The following is a 25253-nucleotide window of genomic DNA, read 5'->3' as shown; positions in this document are numbered from 1 at the left end:
GCAAATGGAAAAGACTCCAGCGGGGGAGTAACGGTAGGTTGAAACCCCTGAAGCGTTGTGAGGAGGCTCAAGCACCGTCCCGCGGAAAGCGAAGCCATTTGCGGAAAGAAACAGCGACGATTACTAAATAACTAAGGTGTAATAGGACAAAGCGTTTTCTTTTGGTTTTTCTTAAACTTTTCAGTCATCATTTTTGATTTGTTTGATGTTTTTCTTAGGTATGCGGATTTGGAGCAGGCCGTCTCGATAATTTGCTTGAAGGGCGTGTAATTTTACATATGGCGGAACGGGTATGGAGCGTTTATGTTGTTTCATGGAATAGCTGCTGCTTATATAAGGAATAGTTTCATCAATGGTTTCCAGTTGTTCTTCGTTATTAACCCCGATGGTTATATAGCGATCAAATGTCTCAATGGTGATTTGTTCTTTTTTAATTCCTGGGAGCTTACATATGATGATGAATTCTCCGGATGTTTCCCTTGTTTCCACCGGCAAAGAGGCTTCTGTAAATGCATGACCGAAAAAATTATCCATTTGCTGAAGCATACCTTTTATTGGCGAACTGCTGAAAAACGCATCAATGGAGTTCATTATATTATTTTGAGGAAGTTTCTTACTAGAAATCTTATTCTTCTCGTCTTTCATGGTAAGGCTCCTTTCATGCTCTTTATCATTACTATATGGACGAAGGCTTATTTGGGTTACTGTATCCTTTTTGTCCCTTCCTTTTACTGCAGAATTTGCAACTCATAAATCATTTATTAACATGCATTTACCATGAATTTATGCTATAATATTCTGGAAGAGATTGTATGACGAGGATGCTTTTTTTATTTTTTTCTTATTTTTTCCTCGTATATTGGCATACTAAGAGTATATTAGTGAGGATAAACTGCGCCCCACCTCAAAAGATAGGAGAGTGGTACTATGGCTTTTGGAAGAAGAGAAGTAGAAGAGATCGTTACTGAGGAAACGAAAGTATGGGTTTGTGAATCAGAGGATTGCAATGGTTGGATGAGAGACAACTTTAAGAACAGTGAAAGCGAAGTCCCGACATGTCCTTTATGCCACAGCGGCATGACACAATCCACCAAAGTGCTAGCAGTCATCAATAACTACAGTCAAAATCAGAAGATGTAAATATAACAGAATGGGAAAACCAAGCACCTTACAAGTGTTTGGTTTTTCTTTTTGGGCTTTACGAACCGAACGCTTATTCGCTAAAATAGAGAATAGACAATGAGGTGAGTTGTAATGAAATGGAGAAAGACCATATATGAAGTTATTGACTGGATGAAGAATGAGGAATCAATAGCAAAAAATATCGTGCATTGGGAAACAGTAGCGCCAAAAGAGGCTCAAACTGTCCCATTTCCTCCTCAGATAGATGAGAGATTGTTGGCGTCCTTGACAAACAGAGGGATTGGCTCTTTATATACCCATCAAGCAGCAGCGTTCGAGGCTGCCGTCAATAAAAAGCATTTTGTAGCGGTCACCCCGACAGCCTCTGGGAAAACCTTGTGCTACAATTTGCCGGTGCTGCAGAAAATTGTGCAAAACAATGATGCAAGAGCTCTTTATTTGTTTCCTACAAAGGCGCTTGCACAGGATCAAAAGAGTGAATTGAATGAAATAATCACGCAAATGGGTGTGCCAATCAACAGTTATACATATGATGGCGATACTGCCCCTACGATCAGGCAAAAGGTAAGAAAAGCAGGACATGTGGTTATCACAAATCCCGATATGCTTCATTCCGCGATTTTGCCACATCACACAAAGTGGGTCTCCCTGTTTGAAAACTTGGAATATATCGTGATAGATGAATTGCATACGTACAGAGGTGTGTTTGGCAGCCATGTTGCTAATGTCATTAGAAGATTAAAACGCATTTGTAAATTCTATGGAAGCAACCCTACGTTCATTTGTACGTCTGCAACAATTGCAAACCCGAAAGAATTAGCACAAGAGTTGACTGGAGAAACTTTTGAACTTATCAATAACAATGGAGCCCCATCAAGTAAAAAACATATAGTTTTTTATAATCCTCCGATCGTCAATAAACCGCTCAACATCAGGAGGAGTGCAACCCTAGAAGTAAGAAAGCTTGCTGCAGAGTTCCTCCAGGAGAAAATTCAAACCATCGTTTTTGCAAAAAGCAGAGTACGCGTAGAAATTTTATTAACGTATCTTAAGGAGCTCGTGAAAAATCAACTTGGGGAAAAGTCCATTCAAGGGTACAGGGGAGGATACCTTCCAACCCAGCGCCGGGCAATAGAAAAAGGCTTAAGAAATGGTGAGATTTATGGTGTTGTTAGCACAAACGCCCTGGAACTGGGTGTAGATATAGGTCAATTGCAGGTCTGTATCATGACAGGATATCCAGGTACGATAGCAAGTGCATGGCAGCAGGCGGGACGCGCAGGTCGCAGGCAGGGTGAAGCGGTTATCGTCATGGTGGCAAGTTCCAACCCGCTTGACCAATATGTCATTCAACACCCCGAATTTTTTCTGAAAAGCAATCCTGAATCAGCTAGAATCAATCCGAACAATCTTGTTATACTAGTAGATCATATTAAATGTGCTGCATATGAGTTACCGTTTAAAAAAGGGGATACCTTTGACGGAGTGGAGCTAGAGGACATTTTAGATTATTTGACGGAAGAAAGAGTACTCCACGAAAATGGAGGGAAATGGCACTGGATGAATGATGCCTTCCCGGCACACAACATCAGCTTGCGTTCAGCCTCACAGGAAAATGTCATAATTATCGACCAGACATCGGAACCTGCAAACAAGGTGATAGGGGAAATGGACCGTTTCAGTTCTATGACGCTTCTTCATGATGAAGCCATCTATTTGCATCAGGGGGTCCAATATCAAGTAGAAAAGCTTGACTGGGAAGAAAAGAAAGCATTTGTAAGAGAAGTAAATGTAGACTATTTTACCGACGCGAATCTTGCTGTGTCCCTAGATGTACTCGAGGTGGACAAACAGACCGAATATCCAGCAGGCACGATTTCGTTTGGAGACGTATCGGTAAGGGCGATGGCCACAATTTTTAAGAAAATTAAATTTGAAACTCATGAAAACATCGGGTCCGGACCAATTTATCTGCCAGAAGAAGAACTGCAGACAAGTGCTACATGGATTACGCTCGAAGACGAAATTACAGAAAGTCTGAAAGGGGATGACCTGGAAAAAAGTCTGTTGGGTATTGCTCATGCCCTTAAACATGTAACTCCACTTTTGTTGATGTGTGAACCGATGGATATGCAAGTGGTACCTCAAGTTAAATCGACTCACGATGAAAAGCCGGTTGTCTATTTCTATGACCGTTATCCAGGAGGAGTCGGATTAAGCGAAAAAGCGTACGATTATATTAATGAGTTGCTTACGAGGGCTAGTGAATTAATAGGTAATTGCCCATGCCGTTCTGGTTGTCCGTCTTGCATCGGTGCCGATTACCCTGATGAAGACTCCAAAGAATTGGCTCTCTCTTTACTTCAAAAGCTTGTGTAAAAGGGGGAAAAGCATATGAGTATGAAAAATAAATTAAACAGAATGAAAAAACACCTCCAACCGAATCCTGAACCGCGGTCCGAAGAAAAGGAGCGGAAAAAAGAACTGTCTGAATCTGCCACTATTCCTAATGCAACCGAATGGGAAGCCTACGGTGTGACACCATACTACGCCAATGGAGAGTACTGTCTCATCCGTGAAGTGGTATATGATTTGAATTATAAGCATGGAAAATACCGGTTAGGGGATCTTTTACCTGTTATGGAAGAATGGCAATATTCAGAAGTGGATCATCCCTTATCTGCAAAAGGTCATAAGGCCAAAGATTTATTTTTCTTTGATACAGAAACAACTGGCCTAAGTGGCGGGACAGGTACAACCATTTTCTTGCTGGGATATGCAAGAGTGCTTCCGGATAGGGTGATAGTAAGGCAACATCTTTTACCGGGTCCCGGGAATGAGGTTGCCCTATACCAAAGTTTCCTTGAGGAAGTGGATTATACAACTCTTGTCACCTACAACGGAAAGGCGTTCGACTGGCCTCAAGTAAAAACAAGGCATACTTTAATTAGAGAACATGTCCCGAAACTTCCTGCCTTTGGACATTATGACCTTTTACATGCGTCAAGAAGACTATGGAAGAATAAATTAGAATCAGTAAGACTTGCAAATGTAGAAAAAGAAATCCTTGGAATTGAGCGAAAAGATGATATTCCCGGATTTTTGGCACCTATGATTTATTTTGATTTTGTTAAAACGAACGAAATGCAAGGAATAAAGGGAGTGTTAAAACACAATGAATGGGATGTTTTGACGCTAATTACCCTATATGCACATCTTTCCGGGTTGCTTTTAGTGGATAGTAAGCAAAGAGACAAAATAGAAGAATATGAAATAGGACGTTGGTATGACGTGCTCGGAGAGAAAGAGGCTGCTGAGGCAATATATAGTAATATTGCTGACTCTTCTTCCCAAGCAACATTTAAGTTAGGAACGTTAAAGAAAAAGGAACAGAACTACAGTGAGGCAAAAATACTCTTTCAAAATTGTTTTACCGATGAAAGTTACCTGAGCAGAGAGGTGGCAGGAATAGAGATCGCCAAAATCCTGGAGCATAAGGAGAAAAACTACTCACTTGCATTATATTACGCAGAAAAATCATTGGATTTTTATCAAGAATCTAAAGAAAATCACTTCAAAAACAACCGAGCAATTTTAGCAGATTTGGAAAAAAGAATAGATCGGTTAAAGCGTAAATCGAGACATTAAAAAAAATTTCATATTTTGTCTGTTTTTCTGTAAAACATATATTGTCAACGTGCTTTTTACCATGTAAAATTAACTATTGTGAATAACAAAAATTACTATTAGATATATGGGAGAGAGAGCACGTTGTCTAGATTTATTTTATGTTTGTTTTTTGTTGTTATTGGTCTTACGTTATTTGGACTTTCCAATTTAAAGGATAATATCTATACGATTTTACTATAAATATGGTAGGCAAATGTATTTAAATTAAGAAAATAGGTGTTTGTATTAGTACATGTATCTCACTTCTTTCATAGTTTGTTAATGTAAAGAGAAAAACAAATTGAAAGGAGATCGAAAGTATGTACAACAAATGCAGACCTAACATGATGGCACCAATTGTCCATCCTACAAAATGTTGTGTAAAAAATCTTTATTCTACTACAGAGGTTCCTCACATCCATCCTTCACACACAACATATGTAAACAACCAACAGTTCCAACACAAACACTATTTCCCGCACACGGATTCCATGGTAGATTCTGTGTCTCACCAACACTTCAATTGTGGCCCTGGTGGCCCTGGAATGGGTGGAGCACCTGGTATGGGTGGTCAACCTGGTCAAGTGATGGGAGCACAAACCAATGCTGGTTATGGTCAAATGGGAATGCCTGGCCAAGTAATGGGTGCACAACAAGGTCCTGGAATGGGACATATGGGACCTGGCGGAATGCATGGTCAATGTAAGCCTTATGGCTATGGAAGATAAGCAAGTATTAACTTGCTTTCGCTTGATAAATGACGAGAAAGAACTGGCTTCAAGTCAGTTCTTTTTCCATTACATAATGATGTATGACTTGCGCTTTTGAGGCTTTCTATTTATTATTTTATGTAGAGGTGCTTATGAAAGTATTAGTAATTACAGGGTATAAACCCCAGGAACTGCAAATATTCAAAAAGGATGATCCTGCTGTACATTTTATAAAAAGTGCGATACAGAAGCGCTTGACTGCTTTACTAGAAGAACATAATGAGTTAGAATGGGTTGTCATTAGCGGACAGCTAGGTGTGGAACTTTGGGCTGCTGAAGTAGTTTATGCTTTGCAACCGGAATTTCCCTACCTGAAACTTGCTGTATTTACCCCATTTCTGGAACAGGAAGAAAAATGGAGTGATCAAAATAAGGAGTATTACAGCTCTATTTTGTCGCAAGCTAATCATATTGACTCTATTACTAAAAAGAAATACGAATCACCGCTTCAATTGAGATTGAAAAATCAGTTTGTCGTCGATAAGTCGGACGCCATACTGGTGGTTTACGACGAGGAGGGGCCGGGTAGTCCTCAATATATAATAGACATGGCCAAAAAAAAATCAACTCAGACAGATTACCCTATATATATGATTGACAGCTATGAACTTCAGCTTGTTGTGGAAGAAGAACAGTTCAATAACAATCAAGAGTGGTAAAAGTTGAATAGATAAATTGAGAAGTGACCCATCCATGTACTTACAAATGGGCACTCGCTTAGAGGTGAGGAACTTATGCTATCAGATAAAATTAAATTAACGTCCAAAGAAATTTTAGAAAAAGAGTTCAAGTCAGGCATGAGAGGCTATAAAGCAGAAGACGTGGATAAATTTTTAGATGTTGTAATAAAGGATTATGAAACTTTTTATGCCGAGTATGACTTGCTGTTACAGGAAAACGCCAGGCTAAAAAGACAAGTAGAAGAAGCGGGGAAGAAACCGCAGCCTGCTAATACTAACAGCGGATCGACTAACTTTGATATCTTAAGAAGATTATCAAACCTAGAAAAGCATGTATTCGGAAGTAAGTTATACGACTGACAGTAATTTACAGTTGCAATCATCGCTTAAATTTACTATACTATATCTTGCTGACATCAATAGTGATTGGGTAACCGCTACAGTTTCGGCTGTAGAGGAAAGTCCATGCTCGCACAGGCTGAGATGCTTGTAGTGTTCGTGCCTAGCGAAAAAATAAGCTAGGGTAGCTTGGTTTTCGGACGAAGCTAACGGCAGGGAACGCACCTAAGTCTTTTAGATATGGTGTTAATACCTTGAAAGTGCCACAGTGACGTAGTCTTACAAGAAATTGTAAGAGTGGAACGAGGTAAACCCCTCGAGCGAGAAACCCAAATAATGGTAGGGGCACCTTCTCTAAGGAACCAAACGATGAGAGGGACAGATACTTTAAGTGTCTGTAGACAGATGGTTACCACCTGCGTACAAGGAGCGATCCGTTTGCAGTACAAAGGAACAGAACATGGCTTACAGATCACTATTGATTGAATGTCACATCCAACTATGATTATGTAACATAAGCTCTCCTGTTGCCAGGAGAGCTTTATTTGATAAATGGGATATGGGACGAAGTTTTTGTGATAATAATACATAAGAGAAATTGAATTTTAGTTAGGATGATTTATACAATGAAAAACTATACATTAATTGCAACGGCAGCGATGGGTTTAGAATCTCTAGTTGCAAAGGAAGTAAGAGATTTAGGTTATGAATGTACGGTTGATAATGGCAAAGTAATCTTCAAGGGAGACGCTATGGCCATTTGCCGGGCTAACCTATGGTTACGGACTGCAGACAGAATTAAAGTGGTGGTAGGAGAATTCAAAGCCACTTCTTTTGAAGAACTTTTTGAAAAGACGAAAGCATTGCCATGGGGAGACTATTTACCTGAAGATGCCGAATTTCCGGTTATCGGTAAATCAGTAAAGTCTAAGCTGTTTAGTGTACCAGATTGTCAAGCTATCGTAAAAAAGGCAGTAGTAGAAAAGGTGAAATCGCATTACAAGATTCAGTCTGCTTGGTTAGAAGAAAAAGGAGCAGTTTACAAAATTGAAGTTGCCCTGTTAAAAGATGTTGCGCAAATCACCATAGACGCCTCGGGTATCGGTTTACACAAAAGAGGCTATCGTACAGATCAAGGCGAAGCGCCACTTAAAGAAACGTTGGCAGCAGCTTTAGTAATGTTGACGAACTGGTATCCGGACAAGCCATTTGTTGATCCTTTTTGCGGTTCAGGTACCATTCCGATTGAAGCTGCGCTAATTGGACAAAACATCGCACCTGGATTCAATCGTGACTTTGTCTCCGAAGACTGGCATTGGATTGGTGATGACCTTTGGAAACAGGCGCGTGAAGAAATGGAAGATAAAGCTAACTATGACCAACCGCTTGATATTGCAGGGTATGATTTAGATCACCGCATGATTGCAATCGCCAAAGAAAACGCATTTGAGGCAGGACTTGGTGACTTGATTGATTTCAAACAAATGCAAGTCAGGGATTTTACCACAAGAAAAGAATACGGTGTTATTATCGGAAATCCTCCATATGGAGAGCGTCTTGGTGAACGACCGGAAGTGGAAAAGATGTACAGGGAAATGGGGAAGGCCTTCTCTGAACTAGAAACGTGGTCTGTCTATATGCTCACATCCCATGAAGGCTTTGAGAGCTTTTATGGTAAGAAAGCGACGAAAAAACGAAAATTATTTAACGGATTCATCAAAACCGATTTATATCAATACTGGGGCAAGCGTCCGCCTAGAAAAGAATAGGAAACGTTTAACTGCTGCAAGCCCAGGGAATTACTCCTAAAAAGGAGTGATGGTTTTGAGAAATCAAACTAAAGAAAAAACACTACTAGAGAGAAACGAGAAAGACAAAGCTTTTAAGAAGAATGAAACGAATCAAAAAAACCGAGATCAACTTGTCATGCCGATTGATGAACTTCCACTTGAAGAAATTAAGTATGAAAAAGAGGAAGAACGGAACAAGAAGAGTTCTAAGAATCGATCATCAAGCAAGGAGAATTAAACAGATCCTATAATTTTCCTAGACATCCTAGATGAATAAACTTTAGAAATTGGGCATAGAATACTTCTATCAATACTGTTTGGAGGGGTTTCTATGCCTTTGCACGTGAATGATTTTATGAGAATCTCCAAAGCATTGGAAAGTAGTTATCAGCGCCTTGCAAGTGAAAACCTGCTAGATAATCATGAATGTGTAGAACGAATGAACGCTGCACGTGATGAATATACAAAAGCGATGCTGTACGCCACTCTGCTTGATGATGAGATCATCCATATTACAAAGAACTAAGAGAAGCCTCCTATTTGGAGGTTTTTATTTGGAGTTGATGTATCAAGACCTCCGTGAAGCAGGAATCGAGAGGGAGAAGTCTTCATAGAGCGGATGAAGACTTTAGGGAAGGGGAAATCCAGTAACAGAAGTCCTCATGAGGAGAATGAAGACTTCAGCGAAGCAGGAATCGAGAGGGAGAAGTCTTCATAGGGCGGATGAAGACTTCAGGGAAGGGGAAATCCAGCAACAGAAGTCCTCATGAGACGAATCAAGACCTCCGTGAAGCAGGAATCAAGAGGGAGAAGTCTTCATGGAGCAACTAAAGTCTTTAGCCTATAAAAAGAACAGTCTTTTTTTGCCGATAGAGAATACCCCTTCCACAAACATCAATACCCAGCTTGACAAGTACTCCCTGAATAGTAGATAATGACTAGATGCAAACTTTTTCTCGGAGGTACATAGAATGAATAATCGTCTGCCATTTACAATGAACAAAGGGGATGCCTTTTTTGATCGCCTGAACGAATGGATCGGGGATGTATTTTACGACATCCTACCTGAAGCTGGATTCGAATTGCGTGATGAACAGATCTTTATGGCTTTCCAACTGGAAAGAGCGTTTAAAGAGAAAAAGGTAATATTCTCAGAAGCCGGTGTAGGAACAGGCAAGACAATGGTGTACCTTTTATATGCAATATGTTATGCGAGATATATGGGAAAGCCGGCAATCATAACCTGTGCCGATGAATCTTTGATTGAGCAGCTTGTGAAAAAAGAAGGAGACATTGCAAAGCTCTCGAAAGTCCTAGACATTACAATGGATGTACGTCTAGCAAAATCTCCAGAACAATACCTGTGTTTAAACAAATTAGATATTGCCGTAAATAAGTATGATAATGACAACATAGATGAAGTGTATGATGCACTTCCAAGCTTTGTGACAAAACCAGCTGCGATGCAATCTTTCCATCCTTATGGAGACCGCAAAGATTACGCAAAACTGAATGACGAGGAATGGGACATGGTCGGATGGGATACGTTCCAAGACTGTTTCAGCTGTGAAAAACGCCATCGTTGTGGACAAACTCTATCCCGCGATCATTACAGAAAGTCTACAGACCTTATTATCTGTTCTCATGATTTTTACATGGAACATGTTTGGACGTTTGACAAAAGAAAGCGCGAAGGACAGCTTCCTTTATTGCCAGAAGCATCAAGTGTCGTTTTTGATGAAGGGCATTTATTGGAGTTTGCTGCGCAAAAAGCACTAACGTACAAAATTAAAAATCAACAGGTAGAAGAAATTCTAACCCGCTTATTAGGAAACGACTTAAGGGAAGAATTTGCTTATCTAGTAGAGGATTCTTTACAGGCAAACGATCTATTTTTTGATATGCTAGAAGAAAATCTGACAAGCATTGAGGGCTCAGAACGTAAAGACATTGCCATGAATGCACGACTTGTAAAAAGTGCCAAAGACCTTTTAGAGAAAATAGAGGAGATAGGAAATCAACTTGTGTTTGAAGGGGAACTCCATACGGTAGATCATTATCAACTGCATATAGTGGAGGAATACTTAGATTCTATTGAATTCCTACTAAAGCTACTTTTGTCAAAAGAAGATGTGATAGCTTGGGCAGAACATGCAAATAAGGATCTGACCCTTGTTGTGATGCCAAAAACTGTGGAAGAGGTCTTAAAGGAGAATGTCTTTTCTAAACAGATTCCGTTTATCTTTTCTTCAGCAACCTTATCTGACAATGAAAACTTTAGTTATCTTGCATCTTCATTAGGCATAGGAGACTATTTATCCTTTTCCATTAATTCTCCATTTGATTACGAAGAGAATATGAAACTTTCTTTAGCGGTTGAAGAGGATTTCCATGTGAAATTCAACAAAACATTGGAATCCATCGAACGAAATGGTGGAAGAACGCTTGTACTCTTCTCCACTAAAGAAGAATTACTAAAGTTTAAGTCTGAAAATGCCAATAACATGAACTATCCATTCCTATATGAAGGGGAAAAGGAAATCAGTGTGTTAGTTTCTGAATTCCAAAATGAAGAACGTGCTGTTCTTTGTGCTTATCATTTATGGGAAGGGTTGGATATACCAGGACCTTCATTGTCCAACGTTGTAATTTGGTCCTTGCCATTTCCGCCAAATGATCCAGTATTTGCTGCAAAAAGAAAAGGTTTGGAAGATCCATATATGCAACTTGATGTCCCGTATATGCTACTGCGTCTCCGTCAAGGCATGGGCCGACTCATTCGTACTACAGAAGATAGAGGAGAAATTACCGTTTATCTGCCATCGGGATTACCGGAAGCTGTTCGTACAAAAATTCAAGGCGTCCTTCCGACCAGCCCTGTAACACAATAGTTTTCAACCTCCAAAAGCACCGAAGCTAAAATTCGGTGCTTTTATTCATGAATACATAACAAGTCTTCCAAATTTGTTGCCAACTAGTGTGAAAATTGTGTATTCTTAACAGTAGCTCTATAACTAAATGGGGGAGATACATATGATAGAAATCAACCAAGTAAAAGAAGAATACTTAAATCATATCAACAAAATGGATAGTTATAACGAAGCACTATCCTTAATTTTCTGGGATCTAAGAACAGGAGCTCCCAAAAAAGGAGTAGATCGTCGGTCAGACGTGATTGGAATCTTGTCCTCAGAAGTATTTAACATGTCAACTTCAGAAGAAATGGCAAGCTACTTAACGCAACTTTTGAACGAAGAAATATTTAACGAACTAGATGATATTACCAAAGCATCTTTGCTAGAAAGCAAAAAGAACTACGACCGCAACAAAAAAGTTCCCGCAAAAGAATACCAGGAGTATGTGGTCCTTTCTACCAAGGCAGAGTCAGTATGGGAAGAGGCAAAAGAGAAATCGGATTTCTCCCTTTTGGAACCATATTTAGAAAAACTGGTGGATTTCAATAAGAAGTTTATTGGATACTGGGGCTATGAAGGCAACAAATATAATACGTTATTAGATATGTACGAACCGGGGATCACTGTAGAAAAATTGGATGAGGTATTTGCTAAGTTAAAAGAGAGGATCGTTCCTCTTGTGCAAAAGATTGCTGATTCTTCCGTTCAACCTAGGGCAAATGAATTATTGGTTTCTTTCCCTAAAGATAAACAACGCGATTTTAGCCTAGAGATATTAAAAGAGTTATCGTATGATTTTGATGCAGGTAGGCTTGATCAAACTGTCCATCCATTTGCGATTGGACTAAACCCTGGAGACGTTCGTGTTACCACTAAATATGATGAAAAGGATTTCCGCACAGCAGTTTTCGGAACCATTCACGAATGTGGACATGCCCTGTATGAACAAAATATATCTCCAGAATTGCTGGGGACTGGATTGTGCAGCGGTACATCGATGGGAATTCACGAATCTCAATCATTATTTTATGAGAACTTTGTGGGGCGTCATGAGAATTTCTGGAAACGCCATTATGAAAGCCTGCAACGTTATGCGGGTGGAAAGTTTGATGAGATCAGCCTAGAAGAATTCTATCTTGCAATCAACGAATCCAAACCGTCACTCATCCGAATCGAGGCAGATGAGTTAACATATTCCTTGCATATCATGATTCGTTATGAACTAGAGAAAGCTTTATTTAATGATGAGCTACAAGTGAAAGATCTTCCTGAGGCTTGGAATGAAAAGTATCAGAGTTATCTTGGTATTATTCCACCAAATGACGCAAAGGGTGTACTACAGGATGTGCACTGGTCAGGTGGAAGCTTTGGATACTTCCCGTCCTATGCATTGGGTTATATGTATGCAGCTCAGTTTAAACAAGCAATGATAAAGGATTTACCAAACTATGATGAGCTACTTGCAACCGGTGATCTTGAACCAGTGAAAGCATGGTTAACAGAAAAAGTACATCAACACGGGAAGCTGAAAAAGCCATTGGAGATTTTAATGGACGTAACTGGGGAAGAGTTGAACGCAGACCACCTCATTCAGTACCTAGAAACTAAGTATAATAAAATCTATCAATTATCATAATGGATAGAAGGCAAGGAGGACCAGAGATGAATCTCTGGTCTTTTTTATATATAGAACCCGGCCAAATCAACAAATTTTCTCAATTCATGGTTGATATAGGGTTATTTGTTGAAGAATAGAGATAAATGAAGTAGGATGTAGTACCTAAAGAGTTTATAGGAGGAACATCATGTTAGATTTACGTTTTGAATTTACAGCCAAGGATGAGTCATCTGTGATTTTGCGCCCAGTGGAAGAGTCAGATGCGAAAGACATCGTGACAGCAGTGGAGAGTATTATTGCTGCAGGGCAATACATCCAAAAGGATGTCCCGCGAACTCCCGAGGAAGAAACATTGTTCATCCGGGATATGAAAAGCAAGGAAAACATGTATATTGGTGTAGAGAGAAATGGCAGAGTAGTAGGAATAGCCCGAGTTATTCGGGGTGAAATTCAAATGAAACGGCATACTGGCCTTTTTAGGACGTGGCTCGCTGAAGAAGCGCAAGGGCTTGGCATCGGGAAAAAAATTATGGATTATACGGATATGTGGTGTGAACAACATATTAGGAAATTATCGTTAACTGTTTTTTCATCTAATCAGGTTGCTTACCAACTTTATAAGAAATATGGATTTCATGAGGAAGGAAATCAAAAAGAACAAGCCTTTATTAATGGCGAGTATGTAGATGAGCTGTGGATGGCAAAGTTCTACAAAAAATGATAATTTCCAATAATTTATAGTGATAATATCCACCGTATTCGTTATAATAAAAATGCACAACACAACAACTCCTTTAAAACGACATGTACCTTCCCGGATAAGTTTGGGAAGGTTTTTTCTGTTTTCTGCTCTAAACACCCTCACATGTGCACGATCATCTGTATAATTATATAAATTCTGGAAAAAGTAACAGTACCAAACCCGATGAGGTGCTAGAATTATGCCAAAAATATTGTCTGTTGGAACATCCATTCCCAAATATCCTATCCAACAAGATACGGTTGTTGAGTTTGCTAAAGAATTATTCGAAGGTTCTTTTAAAGATATCAACCGACTTCTTACTGTCTTTCAAAACGGTCAAATAGAAAAACGGCACTTTGCCAGGGACGTCGAGTGGTTCAGGGAACCGCATACGCTGCAAGAGAAAAATGATATTTACATAAAAGAAGCGGTTGCTTACGGAGCAGAGGCAATAAATGCCTGCCTAAATAATTCTGCAACACTAACACAAAACATTCCTCATCAAGACATAGAAGCTATTTTTTATATTTCTACTACTGGGATGTCCACTCCAAGCATCGAAGCTAGAATCATGAATATTCTTCCTTTCTCCCCATATACAAAAAGAATTCCGATCTGGGGACTTGGCTGTGCTGGTGGCGCTGCTGGGCTTTCAAGAGCGTATGAATATTGTCTCGCATTTCCAAAAGCCAAAGTTCTAGTTTTATGTGTGGAGCTTTGCAGCCTTACTTTTCAAAAGAATGACAGATCAAAAAGTAATCTAGTTGGTACCTCCCTTTTTGCAGACGGAATTGCCTGTGTGCTCATGGTTGGCGACGAGGTTCAAATAGAAGGCAATAAAACGTACCCGAAAGTATTAGGGAGTCAGTCTACTTTAATGGAGAATTCAGAAGAAGTGATGGGGTGGGAGATTAAAAATGAAGGCCTCTATGTTGTGTTCTCGAGAGACATACCTGTCATCATCTCAACCTGGTTAGCGCCTAATGTCACTCGTTTTCTTGATAGCCATCATGTAACACTTGAGGAACTGGCCCATTTTGTCTTACATCCTGGAGGTAAAAAGGTATTAGAGGCATACCAAGAATGTTTAGGGTTAGAGGCAGAGAAGCTGGAAACGTCATTACAAGTTCTTAAAGAATATGGGAATATGTCCTCTGCCACTGTCTTATATGTTTTAAAAGAAATCATGGAAAAGGATACGAAAAAAGGAGAAAAAGGGATTGCCGCAGCACTTGGGCCGGGATTCAGCTCTGAAATGCTGTTATTAGAATGGGAGTGAGAAAAGATGATTTTCGCATTGTTTTTTGCTTTTATCGTCACTCAAAGAGTAGTGGAACTTGGCATTGCAAGAAAAAATGAAAAATGGATTAAATCAATGGGGGCTATAGAATACGGGAAAGGGCATTACAAATACATGGTCAGTCTTCATGTAGCATTTTTAGCAAGTTTTCTAGTAGAAGTTGTCATGTTCGACCGATCGTTAAGCCCTTTCTGGCCGGCTATTCTAAGCCTGTTCATCATGACTCAATCCCTCAGAATTTGGTCCATACAGTCGTTAGGGAAGTTTTGGAATACAAAGGTCCTCATTTTGCCTGATGCATCTATTGTGAAGGCTGGACCATACAAGTTTCTTCGCCATCCAAACTATACGATTGTGGTGTTGGAGATTTTGCTGATCCCTTTGATGTTTCAAGCTTTTTACACTGCCATTGTATTCACTCTCTTAAATGCATGGATGTTAAGTGTAAGAATACCGCTTGAAGAAAAAGCATTGTCAGAACTGACCACCAATTATGCTACTTACATGGAAGATAGAAACCGTTTTTCTCCAACTTTTCAAAAGGAAACAGAATGAAAGTCATTGTCAATTGGCCCATAAGCTGATATGATTATGATAATAATTATCACTATCAACGAGGAGGACATACCAACATGACATTATTGTTAATTGGTACAACTGTTGTAGCGTATTCGGTATTGATGAAAGTGGTTTTACAGCATACATGCGAGCCTAAATCGATCAAATAATAGATAACAGGGATTTCTGCTGAAAAATCAGCAGGGGTCCCTGTTTTTTCATATACAGACATCCAGATAACATGTGCAATTTCTATGCACATGTTTGCGATACAAAAATATTTATAAATAAGGCAAGTAAAGTGGGAAAATGCAGCGATTTCAAGTAAAATAGACTCAGAGTGCGGAGAAATGACATGTACAACTAAGGGGACATAAGAAATGGAATCAAACAAACCAAAGCAGCAAATTCAGCAGCAAGATAAACATACAGAAGTACTTCAATCAAAATTGACCGTAATACTAGAGAAATTAAACGATCACGGAAATCATAAAAGTGCCAGGAAAGTGGCAGAACTTTTACATAAACATACAACAAAAGAATTGAGTATAGCATTTTGCGGGCATTTTTCAGCTGGGAAATCTTCCTTTATCAATGAAATATTGGAGGAAGCCATTTTGCCAGCGAGCCCTATACCAACTTCGGCCAACGTGGTTCAAATTAGAAATGGAGAGGAACTTGCACATGTCCATTTCTTTGAAGGGGAATCCCTCGAAATCTTGCCACCGGTATCATTTGAGCATGTAAAGGCATACTGCAAAAACGGAGACCAAGTGGAATCAGTTGAATATCAATTTCCTTTTGAGAAGCTTCCTGCCGACATGGTGATATTAGACACGCCAGGGGTGGATTCAACAGACGATGCCCACCGCATATCCACTGAATCGGCCCTCCATCTAGCGGACGTTATTTTCTATGTGATGGACTATAATCATGTCCAATCAGAAGTAAATCTGAAATTTATTAAGGAGCTCCAAGACAAGGATAAAAAGGTCTATCTGATCGTTAATCAAATAGATAAGCATCGTGAGGAAGAAATACCATTTTCCACTTACAACGGAAGAATAATGGAGTCCTTTGCGGATTGGGGGATTATACCTGCAAGCATTTATTTTACGAGCTTAAAAGAAACAAGTCATCCACTTAATGACCTGAACATCGTGAAAGAGACGATTCATATTTTAAGGCAAGATAAACTGGAGATCCTTCCTAAGACCATTGAAAAGGCGCTCCACCAGGTAATGGAAGAACATAAAGAGTGGATGCTTGAACAACGTACAGAGGAAATCGAGCGGTATGAACAAGCGATCCAAACAATTAAAGACCTTCCAAAAGATGTGGCAGATACGTTACATCAAAGAAAAGATAAACTTTCCTCCATTCAGTCTGAAACAGCTTTGATTAAAGAGGACTTTATTAATCAAACAAAACGGATTTTAGAAAATGCCAACATCACTCCGTTTGAGATGAGGGAGCTAGCGGAACATTATTTAGAATCTCGGCAAAAAGGGTTTAAAGTCGGATTGCTTTTCTCTGCTAAAAAAACGCAAGAGGAGCGAGAGCAAAGGAGTGCGGCTTTTCGGAATGATTTGAGCGTGCGTGTGAAAACACAGGTGGAAAAGTTCATCCATGAACATATAATATCTTTCTTGAAGGAGCAAAATTTTTACTCTCCCGCTATCTTCAATAATGTGCAAGAACTTACGGTTCCCATAACAGAAGAGTATATTTCAACGCATGTAAAACACGGTGCAGGATTTACCGGAAATGCTGTGCTGCACTATACCAAAGATCTAGCCCATTCCATTAAGTTAGACTACCAAAAACTTGTACAAAGATTTATGGAAAACTACTTTGAAAAGCTTGAAAAACAGATGCAAGAAAGCACCAAAGAATTAGAGGGGGAAGTAAAGACTCTGGAAGCTGTTCACCATGCTCAAGAAGCAATTACTCACCTGCATATGGAACTGGAAAAGGACTACGAAGAGCTGAACAATATCTTAAATTTAACTGCACCTTTAGACGAGGGAGAGAAAAGGGACTTGCTATCCCAATATTTGAACCGTAGCTATAAAAGAGTGCGGGGAGACGAATTGCCGTCTACTTCCAATAAACAAAAGACCGAAAGTCAAAAACAAGAAGTCGTCAAAGATTCGATCAAGATGAAAGACTCTGCAACGGTAGTGAGGGGACTAGTGGAAACGGCTACTTCTTTAAAGGGAATTCATGGTTTTCAAACAATGGTGGAGGACCTAAGTAAAAGAGCGAAAAAAATTGAAAATCAAACCTTTACGGTTGCATTATTCGGTGCATTCAGTGCAGGCAAGTCTTCACTCGCTAATGCTTTGTTTGGCGAAAAGGTTTTGCCGGTTTCCCCAAACCCAACCACTGCTTCCATCAACAAGATTTCTCCTGTATCAAAGGAGAATCCACATGGAACGGTTTGTGTACAGATGAAGACGGCCGAACAACTTTTGCAGGATGTAAAACAGGCCTTGTTCCTTTTTAACACGGACATAACAGGTCTTGAAGAAGCAGGATCGACAATCAAGAGATTGATTTCTAAAAATGAACATCTGGAACTGGAAGCAAACAAAAAGACTCATTTTCACTTCCTTAAAGCTTTTTTAGAAGGCTGGGAAGATATGAAATCTCTCTTAGGTACCCTTCAACAGGTGGCGCTTCATGAATTTGAAGCATATGTCGCACAAGAAGAAAAATCCTGTTTTGTGGAATGGATTGAAGTGTTCTATGATTGTCCTTTTACAAGACAAGGCATCACACTGGTGGATACACCTGGAGCGGATTCTATTAATGCCAGACACACGGATGTATCATTTGATTATATTAAGAATGCGGATGCCATCCTTTTTGTAACCTATTACCAGCACGCTTTTTCAAAGGCCGACCGTGAATTCTTGATCCAACTGGGCAGGGTAAAAGATGCTTTCGCCATGGATAAGATGTTCTTCCTTGTAAATGCAGCCGATCTTGCCAATAATGAGGAAGAGCTTGAATTAGTATGTGACTATGTGGAAGAGCAGTTGACCGCTTATGGGATCCGCCATCCAAGGTTATTTCCTGTTTCTAGTCTCCTTTCTCTGAAGGAAAAAGAAAACAGCCCATTCGAACATCCATTTTTGGAAAACTCCTTAATGGGAGATTTTGAAAAAGCTTTTTCTGATTTCATACAAGAAGATTTAGTAGAAATGAGCCTTCATGCAGCACAAGCGGATCTAAACCGAGCAGTCACGCTATTTGAGCATTTTGTACAACAAGCCAAGCTTGGATCTGAGGAAAAGGAAAGATTGCAGCTTTTACATGCCAACAATAAACGCATGTTAGAAGCACATATCGCAGGTTACGAAACGGAGAGCTTCTATACACTTCTTGTGCAAGAAATAAACGAACTGATTTATTATATTAAGCAACGTACATTATTGCGTTATTCGGACTTTTTTAAAGAGAGCTTCAATCCTGCAGTAATTAGGGAGGACGGACGAAATATAAAAGCACAGCTTGTCAGTTGCCTGCATGAGCTTGTGACAGATATCTCCCGTGATCTATCTCAAGAAGTAAGGGCAACGACCGTTCGAACAGAGAACTTTATTCGTAAGAGCGTAACCTCCTGGCAAAAAGAATTGGAGTTAGAGGCTCAGAAGGTTGAAGCACAACTTTCCTTGCGAGTATGGGATGCGGATGATTTTAGCCCGTTTAAAGTGGATGGAACGTTTCCTTCCATCTCTTCCAAATTGGAAAAACAAACTATAGGTTACTACAGAAACTCGAAAGCTTTTTTTGAGAAAAATGAAAAGCAAAAGATGGCTGACTTTTTAGAAGAACAGCTGTCTCCAATGATGGATATATATTTGAAAGACAGTGCGGGGCTTCTAACTGCCCATTACAAAAAGGAACTAACCAATTCCCTGGAAGATGTGAAGCAATACATGCTTAGACAGCTTCAGGATTATTTTGAAGGGATGCAGTCAGCACTTGAACAAGAACAGGACGTTCCGCATTTGGAACAGGTTCTCGAGCAAATACAGCAGAATAGAAAATAAGGAGGTACACTGGTGAACCAGGTTGAGAATATGCTCATGGATATCGAATTACATCATGATGTAAAGGTTCTTTATGCTTGTGAAGCCGGTAGTAGGGCATACGGCTTTGCAACGGACAACAGCGACTATGATATCCGGTTCATCTATATTGCACCGCTTAAAGAGTATCTTTCCTTGAAAAAAAAGGAAGATACCATCACTCTGCAAGATGACTTATATGACATACAGGGATGGGACTTGAAGAAGGCATTGTTATTAGCTTGTAAGTCTAATCCCTCCCTGTATGAATGGATGCTGTCTCCCATTATTTATAAAGAGTTCGACCATTCTATGCTTTCTTTAAAAAACGTTGTCTTAAGAGACTACTCCAAAAAGGTTCTGGCTTATCATTATGCGAATATGGCTAAGAAAAACATTCAAGAATGGAGCAGGAAAAAAGAAAGCTCTTACCTTATCCACGCTGCCAGAGCATCCATGATGTTAGAACAGATCTTTCACTATCATGGTAAAACGATTCATTTTCAAAACCTTGTAGAAAAAAGTAACATTTTTAGCAAAGATGAGTTAGCCTTGCTTTTTCTATTGAAAGTGGGAGAGGATGTAAAAGAACACCCATTCATCAATGAAATTGCAACTAAAACAAGTCGCTATATCCTTTCAACTGAAGAGTCTTTGGTAAAGCTAGAGGAAGGAGCGATGAATAGTACTGTTTTAGAGAAGTTGTTTTTTCAACAGCTGGGAATAGAGGGTGAATGTGATCACAAAAACTAATCGGTTTCATGCCTGCGCCACCTGTAAACACTATCAAGTGATAAAATTAGAGATGGGCACCATCTACCGTTGCAGTAGACTTGGATTCCAAACAAAGCCTCATTATAAATTTGATTGTTGGCAACCGAAAGAGAACGTAATACAATTAATGAAAAAAGAACAGATAAACTGGAGGTACAACCATGAGCGTACATAAAGCGATAAGTGAACATTCAAGAAAACAAAATCAAGTGGTAATGAATTTCTTGCAGCTTGAACAACAAAGAGAAGCATACATAGAAGAGGCAATAGTACTTTGCCGTCAACAGAAACCCTATACTACCGAAAAAATAAACAAAGTCACTAATCAAATAAATGAACTGGCACGTAAAGGAATTGCTCCACAACGAAAATTAGTCACAAAAGAAATGGTAGAGGAATTTGTTTCTCGAAGTAACTAATTTATGGAGGGGAAAGCATGAAGCACATTGTGTCTGTAAACTGGGTGAAAGAGCATCTGAACGAGTTCACCGTTATTGATTGTCGTTTCCACCTCCCGGCACCGGAAGAGGGGTATGAAGAATATAAACAAAATCACATTCCGGGAGCATATTATATGAATTTGAACAAAGACCTATCCAGTATAGTCGGTGTACATGGAGGAAGACATCCATTGCCCGACTTTCAGGGGCTTCATCGGAAATTAGAAGACATCGGAGTTCATGACGAGGGCAAGATTCTTCTTTATGATGACCAAAACGGTGCGATGGCATCAAGGTTATGGTTCTTGCTAAAGGTTTTGGGCCATGAGGATGTTTGGATTATGGATGGCGGTTACAGTGAATGGGTGAAGCACCGTTATCCTGTAACGACAGAAGTGCCACTACAAGAAAAGCGCGGCACCTTTACGTTTAAAGTGGAAGAAGATTTGATAATGGATATGGAAGAGGTTAAATCCCGACTACCTGCCTTTGAAAGTGGGTCAGCATATCTGCTTGATGCAAGAGAACCTAACCGTTATAAGGGAATCGAGGAGCCAATCGATAAGGTTGCAGGTCATATTCCGGGTGCTCTTAACTATTTCTGGATGGAGAATATCGAGAACGGAAAATGGAAAGAGTCGGAAGTGTTGAAAGAAAGATTTTCATCTCTGGATCATTCGAAAGAAATAGTCGTCTATTGCGGATCGGGTGTAACTGCCTGTCCGACGTTCTTAGCACTGAAAGAAGCAGGTTTTGAAAAAGTAAAGCTTTATGCCGGTAGCTGGAGCGACTGGATAAGTTACACAGACAACCCAATTTCTAAAATAAAGAACTAAATTTACCCTCACTTAAATGGTGGATCCCTTGCGCAAACTATAAGGGATCCACCATAAGAAGGAGGAGATTTAGAATGGGACGTACGAAAAAAGGAAATGCCAATGCACAGCGAAACAATAACGCTAAACAAAAAGGCAACATGGATTCAGAGTTCGCTTCATATGCGGAATACGAAGCAGCGAAGATGACAAATAAGAAAAACCATTAATAGTAAGGCCATCACTTTTATGAGTGGTGGCTTTTATAATGAATGGATGAACCGCCTGTCCTCCAACTCTAATTTATGCTATAATCAAAAACGGAATAGAGAGGGAGTGTCCTTATGAAAAAGGTATTATTGATAGATGGAATGGCATTATTATTCCGTTCTTTTTACGCAACCAGTGTTTATAATCGATTTATGTATACATCCAATGGAATCCCGACAAATGCAATTCAGGGATTTGTTAAACATATGATAACTTCCATGGAAACGTTCGAGCCGACACATGTTGTCTGCTGCTGGGATATGGGAAGCAAAACCTTCCGCACAGAAATGTTCGATGACTATAAAGCAAATAGACCAGCGCCTCCACAAGAATTAATTCCCCAATTTGATTTAGTAAAAGACGTGGTAGAGGCGTTTGATATCCCAAATATAGGACTTGCGGGTTTTGAAGCAGATGACTGTCTCGGTACCCTTGCAGAACTATATCGTGAAGAAGCAGAGGTCATTATCTTAACGGGTGACCAAGACGTTCTTCAGTTGATCAAACCAAATATCAAAGTAGCTTTGCTAATGAAAGGCTATGGCAATTATGAAGTGTTGGATGAGAATGGATTTTATGAGAAAAAAGGTCTTACCCCGCAACAACTCATCGACCTCAAAGCTATTATGGGGGACAGCAGTGATAATTACCCTGGAGTTAAAGGTGTCGGGGAAAAAACTGCAACTAAATTGTTGATGGAGTATCAAACAGTAGACGGGATCTTAGAAAATCTTTCAGCGCTTTCGAAGAGTCAGCGTCAAAAATTTGAAGACAGCTTAGAGCTGTTGCACCTTTCAAGGGAGCTCGCAACGATCAAGTGTGATGTACCAATTTCTTGTGAACTTCATTCAGCGACCATTACCATCGACCGAAGCAAGGTCACAAGTAAATTTGATGAGCTGGAATTTAAGAATTTACATGGATTTATTGATAAAGTTTGTTAATAACACTGACTTGATTTTTTTATTTTATCAAGAGTAGGTTTTATAAGACAATTTGGGTGGAGTCTAATGTTGTGCGCTGGAATATAGGCGCTCTATTAGACAGTTTGGGTGAAGTTTTCCGGTGTACGGTGGAATATAGGCACTCTATAAGACAGTTTGGGTGAAGTTTGCTGGTGTACGGTGGAATAGAGGCGTTCTATTAGACAGTTTGGGTGAAGTTTTCCGGTGTACGGTGGAATAGAGGCGTTCTATTAGACAGTTTGGGTGAAGTTTTCCGGTGTACGGTGGAATAGAGGCGCTCTATTAGACAGTTTGGGTGAAGTTTTCCGGTGTACGGTGGAATAGAGGCGTTCTATTAGACAGTTTAGGTGATGTTTGTCGTTGTATGGTCGAATAGAGGCGCTCTATTAGACAGTTTAGGTGATGTTTGTCGGTGTACGGTGGAATAGAGGCGTTCTATTAGACAGTTTAGGTGATGTTTGTCGTTGTATGGTCGAATAGAAGCGTTCTATTAGACAGTTTGGGTGAAGTTTTCCGGTGTACGGTCGAATAGAGGCGTTCTATTAGACAGTTTAGGTGATGTTTGTCGTTGTATGGTGGAATAGAAGCGTTCTATTAGACAGTTTGGGTGAAGTTTGTCGTTGTATGGTCGAATAGAAGCGTTCTATTAGACAGTTTGGGAAATGTCAGCGCGTTAGCGCCCGATTAGATGCCTGGTAACTGTTATCCAATTACCTTGTATGTTGAAAGAGAAGATGAGCGAGTCATCTTCTCTTTTTTTATCGTTTTGTATTGTCTTTTTTTGCTTTATTTTCAAGCTTGGATTGAACTTCCTGAGCAAATTCCGCATCTTGGCCATAACCTTGTGGATTCACACCAGGTGCTTTCTTTCCTCTGTTTGCAGATTTATTTCTACTCATGCTTCTCACCTCCGTTACATAGGTTTCCTTTTTTCTCTCTAAATTATGTTGCATTGTGACGTTCAAAATGACTCAAACTAAACACGAGGTGATTAGTTTGAATCGACCACTTAAAATTGCTTTAAGTGCCATCACATTAGCACAATTCCTGAAGATTCCGATAAAATTTCTTAGAACTGGTAGATGGGAATGGAGTACTTTTTTTGAAACGGGAGGAATGCCAAGTTCTCACTCGGCTGGAGTATCAGCATTAGCCACTATCATCGCGATGAAAAGAGGAGTTAAAACAATAGATTTTGCACTATCGGCCATTTTTGGACTGATTGTCATGTATGATGCACAAGGCGTCAGAAGGCAAACAGGAGAGATAACTCTTGCGGTAAATGATCTTGCAGAAAAGCTGGATAGACTGGAAGGAAAACCAGATAAAAACGTCCATGATAAATTGAAAAAGCGACTGAAAGAACGATTAGGGCATCAGCCGGAAGAAGTAGTTGGTGGAGCTTTGTTCGGAGTTGCCCTTGCTTATCTTGGAATGCTTTTCCTGCCGAAAAAGAAAAAATTGGAACTTTGGGACAAACTTTGATGGGCAAACGACAAATTTTGCGGTAAAATTAAAGAAGGGGATGAACAAAAGGATGGATTAACATGAACAAATCATGGAGTACAGAAGATTACCTTCAACAACTTACCGCAAAAGGATTTAAATTTGGAGAAGATTCTCTTGGTTTTATAGAATTTGGCAAGCACTACACAGATAGTTCTGATTACTTAGTAAATATAGCCATCGAAATTACATTAAAAGCACAAAAGCAGTTTGACGGAAGTTTCTTTGTTTCATTTCTGGAAATGATCAAACAGGAACAAATACATTCTAAGCGTGCAGCCCTTGAATTGGCCAAGGAAAAGAAGATAATATAATGGACTCTCCCACCCAGCTGGGAGAGTTTTTTATGGGAGTAATTGAATGGCTGCTTCTCTACGCCCGAATTCACTCTGGGAAAGCTCAAACGGTAGGAGAGAAGCCGTCTCTCCACCCAATTCCACATATGCTATTGGTTTTTATTAAGCTGAATCGCCTTCCTCGACAACTCATCCGCCATCTTATTTTCTTTACTCGGGATCCATTTAATAAAAAATAAATCAAGCTGATCCGACAGGCTTAATGCTTCTTCCAGCAATACGCGATATTGCTGTTTTTTTGCAAAGCGCTTTTCCATCGCACCCTCGACTGCCTGAGAGTCGGTGCGGAAAGAAACAATTTGATAGCCTTGTTTCGTACATATTTTCAAGGCTTCAATCAGTGCTCGGTATTCGGCTTCATGATTCGACATCATTCCGAGGGGAATACTGTATTGTTCAGCTCGGCCATGTCCCTTGATAAAAATTCCCGCACCAGAAGGACCAGGATCTCCTGCGCTTGCCCCATCTATATATACTTCAATCATTACAATCGCCTGCCTATTAAATAAGTGTTACACGAACAT

At 39.8% G+C, this 25253-nt stretch carries 25 protein-coding genes and 1 other RNA gene; 23 read left to right on the top strand and 3 right to left on the bottom strand.

What is annotated here, in order from left to right; translation table 11 throughout:
* Positions 1-180 precede the first annotated feature (180 nt).
* Complete coding sequence (locus LG307_RS12575; RefSeq protein ID WP_404442369.1) at positions 181-645, bottom strand: Hsp20/alpha crystallin family protein; 465 nt, start codon at positions 643-645, stop codon at positions 181-183.
* A 282-nt stretch (positions 646-927) separates the two neighbouring features.
* On the opposite strand from LG307_RS12575, the gene LG307_RS12570 reads away from it, so the two are divergent.
* The 21 genes from LG307_RS12570 to LG307_RS12470 all read left to right on the top strand — a co-directional run bounded on the left by LG307_RS12570 (position 928) and on the right by LG307_RS12470 (position 22846).
* Positions 928-1140 carry a cold-inducible protein YdjO-related protein gene (locus tag LG307_RS12570; RefSeq protein WP_404442367.1) on the top strand — a complete coding sequence of 71 codons (213 nt, stop codon included), beginning with the start codon at positions 928-930 and terminating at the stop codon, positions 1138-1140.
* Positions 1141-1254: 114 nt separating this feature from the next.
* Positions 1255-3522 (top strand): DEAD/DEAH box helicase, encoded by a 2268-nt coding sequence (locus LG307_RS12565; RefSeq protein WP_404442365.1) that lies wholly within the window; start codon positions 1255-1257, stop codon positions 3520-3522.
* Positions 3523-3537: 15 nt separating this feature from the next.
* On the top strand, positions 3538-4791 hold the full coding sequence (locus LG307_RS12560) for a ribonuclease H-like domain-containing protein (protein ID WP_404442363.1): 1254 nt from the start codon (positions 3538-3540) through the stop codon (positions 4789-4791).
* 341 nt (positions 4792-5132) lie between these two features.
* On the top strand, positions 5133-5540 hold the full coding sequence (locus LG307_RS12555) for a CotD family spore coat protein (protein WP_404442361.1): 408 nt from the start codon (positions 5133-5135) through the stop codon (positions 5538-5540).
* A 134-nt stretch (positions 5541-5674) separates the two neighbouring features.
* Entirely contained in the window at positions 5675-6241 is a 567-nt protein-coding gene (locus tag LG307_RS12550; RefSeq protein WP_404442358.1) for a DUF1273 domain-containing protein, read from the top strand.
* Positions 6242-6316: 75 nt separating this feature from the next.
* Positions 6317-6622, top strand: a complete 306-nt coding sequence (gpsB, locus tag LG307_RS12545) for a cell division regulator GpsB (protein ID WP_404442355.1) — start codon at positions 6317-6319, stop codon at positions 6620-6622.
* A gap of 62 nt (positions 6623-6684) precedes the next feature.
* Positions 6685-7074: RNase P RNA component class B (gene rnpB / locus LG307_RS12540), an RNA gene on the top strand.
* 153 nt (positions 7075-7227) lie between these two features.
* A complete protein-coding gene (locus tag LG307_RS12535) occupies positions 7228-8370 on the top strand; it encodes a class I SAM-dependent RNA methyltransferase (protein WP_404442352.1) in 1143 nt (380 codons plus the stop codon).
* A 55-nt stretch (positions 8371-8425) separates the two neighbouring features.
* Positions 8426-8629, top strand: a complete 204-nt coding sequence (locus LG307_RS12530; protein WP_404442350.1) for a hypothetical protein — start codon at positions 8426-8428, stop codon at positions 8627-8629.
* A 93-nt stretch (positions 8630-8722) separates the two neighbouring features.
* Positions 8723-8917 carry a hypothetical protein gene (locus LG307_RS12525; RefSeq protein ID WP_047968909.1) on the top strand — a complete coding sequence of 65 codons (195 nt, stop codon included), beginning with the start codon at positions 8723-8725 and terminating at the stop codon, positions 8915-8917.
* A 445-nt stretch (positions 8918-9362) separates the two neighbouring features.
* Positions 9363-11282 (top strand): ATP-dependent DNA helicase, encoded by a 1920-nt coding sequence (locus LG307_RS12520; RefSeq protein WP_404442347.1) that lies wholly within the window; start codon positions 9363-9365, stop codon positions 11280-11282.
* 142 nt (positions 11283-11424) lie between these two features.
* On the top strand, positions 11425-12942 hold the full coding sequence (locus LG307_RS12515) for a carboxypeptidase M32 (RefSeq protein ID WP_404442345.1): 1518 nt from the start codon (positions 11425-11427) through the stop codon (positions 12940-12942).
* Positions 12943-13111: 169 nt separating this feature from the next.
* Positions 13112-13645, top strand: a complete 534-nt coding sequence (locus LG307_RS12510) for a GNAT family N-acetyltransferase (protein ID WP_404442342.1) — start codon at positions 13112-13114, stop codon at positions 13643-13645.
* A gap of 220 nt (positions 13646-13865) precedes the next feature.
* Positions 13866-14945, top strand: a complete 1080-nt coding sequence (locus tag LG307_RS12505) for a type III polyketide synthase (protein ID WP_404442340.1) — start codon at positions 13866-13868, stop codon at positions 14943-14945.
* Between the two features lie 6 nt (positions 14946-14951).
* On the top strand, positions 14952-15521 hold the full coding sequence (locus LG307_RS12500) for an isoprenylcysteine carboxyl methyltransferase family protein (RefSeq protein ID WP_404442338.1): 570 nt from the start codon (positions 14952-14954) through the stop codon (positions 15519-15521).
* A gap of 383 nt (positions 15522-15904) precedes the next feature.
* Positions 15905-19585 carry a dynamin family protein gene (locus LG307_RS12495; RefSeq protein WP_404442336.1) on the top strand — a complete coding sequence of 1227 codons (3681 nt, stop codon included), beginning with the start codon at positions 15905-15907 and terminating at the stop codon, positions 19583-19585.
* Between the two features lie 12 nt (positions 19586-19597).
* The gene (locus tag LG307_RS12490; RefSeq protein ID WP_404442334.1) at positions 19598-20356 is read left to right on the top strand and encodes a DNA polymerase beta superfamily protein; all 759 of its coding nucleotides are present in this window, start codon (positions 19598-19600) and stop codon (positions 20354-20356) included.
* A gap of 182 nt (positions 20357-20538) precedes the next feature.
* On the top strand, positions 20539-20796 hold the full coding sequence (locus LG307_RS12485; protein WP_404442332.1) for a YpbS family protein: 258 nt from the start codon (positions 20539-20541) through the stop codon (positions 20794-20796).
* 17 nt (positions 20797-20813) lie between these two features.
* Positions 20814-21653, top strand: coding sequence for a sulfurtransferase (locus tag LG307_RS12480; protein WP_404442329.1), 840 nt, complete (start codon positions 20814-20816; stop codon positions 21651-21653).
* Positions 21654-21727: 74 nt separating this feature from the next.
* Positions 21728-21862, top strand: a complete 135-nt coding sequence (locus LG307_RS12475; protein WP_263458277.1) for a hypothetical protein — start codon at positions 21728-21730, stop codon at positions 21860-21862.
* A 114-nt stretch (positions 21863-21976) separates the two neighbouring features.
* Positions 21977-22846, top strand: coding sequence for a 5'-3' exonuclease H3TH domain-containing protein (locus LG307_RS12470; protein WP_404442326.1), 870 nt, complete (start codon positions 21977-21979; stop codon positions 22844-22846).
* A 779-nt stretch (positions 22847-23625) separates the two neighbouring features.
* Here the strand turns inward: LG307_RS12470 and sspL are convergent.
* The gene (gene sspL / locus LG307_RS12465; RefSeq protein WP_404442323.1) at positions 23626-23766 is read right to left on the bottom strand and encodes a small, acid-soluble spore protein L; all 141 of its coding nucleotides are present in this window, start codon (positions 23764-23766) and stop codon (positions 23626-23628) included.
* Positions 23767-23863: 97 nt separating this feature from the next.
* Between sspL and LG307_RS12460 the strand changes: the two genes are divergently transcribed.
* A complete protein-coding gene (locus LG307_RS12460; protein WP_404442321.1) occupies positions 23864-24352 on the top strand; it encodes a divergent PAP2 family protein in 489 nt (162 codons plus the stop codon).
* A gap of 62 nt (positions 24353-24414) precedes the next feature.
* Entirely contained in the window at positions 24415-24687 is a 273-nt protein-coding gene (locus LG307_RS12455; RefSeq protein WP_404442318.1) for a DUF6123 family protein, read from the top strand.
* A gap of 131 nt (positions 24688-24818) precedes the next feature.
* Here the strand turns inward: LG307_RS12455 and LG307_RS12450 are convergent, their stop codons facing one another.
* Positions 24819-25214: a reverse transcriptase-like protein gene (locus LG307_RS12450; protein ID WP_404442315.1), complete on the bottom strand. Its 396-nt coding sequence runs from the start codon at positions 25212-25214 to the stop codon at positions 24819-24821.
* Between the last annotated feature and the right edge of the window lie 39 nt (positions 25215-25253).

Source organism: Sutcliffiella horikoshii, from assembly GCF_044809035.1.
GTDB lineage: Bacteria > Bacillota > Bacilli > Bacillales > Bacillaceae_I > Sutcliffiella_A > Sutcliffiella_A horikoshii_G.
Note: the sequence above shows the minus strand (reverse complement) of the source record. Positions and strands in the feature narration are given on the sequence as shown.

Coding starts and splice junctions, on each gene's coding strand:
- LG307_RS12575 (WP_404442369.1), bottom strand. CDS start 645: ATGAAAGACGAGAAGAATAAGATTTCTAGTAAGAAACTTCCTCAAAAT.
- LG307_RS12570 (WP_404442367.1), top strand. CDS start 928: ATGGCTTTTGGAAGAAGAGAAGTAGAAGAGATCGTTACTGAGGAAACG.
- LG307_RS12565 (WP_404442365.1), top strand. CDS start 1,255: ATGAAATGGAGAAAGACCATATATGAAGTTATTGACTGGATGAAGAAT.
- LG307_RS12560 (WP_404442363.1), top strand. CDS start 3,538: ATGAGTATGAAAAATAAATTAAACAGAATGAAAAAACACCTCCAACCG.
- LG307_RS12555 (WP_404442361.1), top strand. CDS start 5,133: ATGTACAACAAATGCAGACCTAACATGATGGCACCAATTGTCCATCCT.
- LG307_RS12550 (WP_404442358.1), top strand. CDS start 5,675: ATGAAAGTATTAGTAATTACAGGGTATAAACCCCAGGAACTGCAAATA.
- gpsB (WP_404442355.1), top strand. CDS start 6,317: ATGCTATCAGATAAAATTAAATTAACGTCCAAAGAAATTTTAGAAAAA.
- LG307_RS12535 (WP_404442352.1), top strand. CDS start 7,228: ATGAAAAACTATACATTAATTGCAACGGCAGCGATGGGTTTAGAATCT.
- LG307_RS12525 (WP_047968909.1), top strand. CDS start 8,723: ATGCCTTTGCACGTGAATGATTTTATGAGAATCTCCAAAGCATTGGAA.
- LG307_RS12520 (WP_404442347.1), top strand. CDS start 9,363: ATGAATAATCGTCTGCCATTTACAATGAACAAAGGGGATGCCTTTTTT.
- LG307_RS12515 (WP_404442345.1), top strand. CDS start 11,425: ATGATAGAAATCAACCAAGTAAAAGAAGAATACTTAAATCATATCAAC.
- LG307_RS12510 (WP_404442342.1), top strand. CDS start 13,112: ATGTTAGATTTACGTTTTGAATTTACAGCCAAGGATGAGTCATCTGTG.
- LG307_RS12505 (WP_404442340.1), top strand. CDS start 13,866: ATGCCAAAAATATTGTCTGTTGGAACATCCATTCCCAAATATCCTATC.
- LG307_RS12500 (WP_404442338.1), top strand. CDS start 14,952: ATGATTTTCGCATTGTTTTTTGCTTTTATCGTCACTCAAAGAGTAGTG.
- LG307_RS12495 (WP_404442336.1), top strand. CDS start 15,905: ATGGAATCAAACAAACCAAAGCAGCAAATTCAGCAGCAAGATAAACAT.
- LG307_RS12485 (WP_404442332.1), top strand. CDS start 20,539: ATGAGCGTACATAAAGCGATAAGTGAACATTCAAGAAAACAAAATCAA.
- LG307_RS12480 (WP_404442329.1), top strand. CDS start 20,814: ATGAAGCACATTGTGTCTGTAAACTGGGTGAAAGAGCATCTGAACGAG.
- LG307_RS12475 (WP_263458277.1), top strand. CDS start 21,728: ATGGGACGTACGAAAAAAGGAAATGCCAATGCACAGCGAAACAATAAC.
- LG307_RS12470 (WP_404442326.1), top strand. CDS start 21,977: ATGAAAAAGGTATTATTGATAGATGGAATGGCATTATTATTCCGTTCT.
- sspL (WP_404442323.1), bottom strand. CDS start 23,766: ATGAGTAGAAATAAATCTGCAAACAGAGGAAAGAAAGCACCTGGTGTG.
- LG307_RS12455 (WP_404442318.1), top strand. CDS start 24,415: ATGAACAAATCATGGAGTACAGAAGATTACCTTCAACAACTTACCGCA.
- LG307_RS12450 (WP_404442315.1), bottom strand. CDS start 25,214: ATGATTGAAGTATATATAGATGGGGCAAGCGCAGGAGATCCTGGTCCT.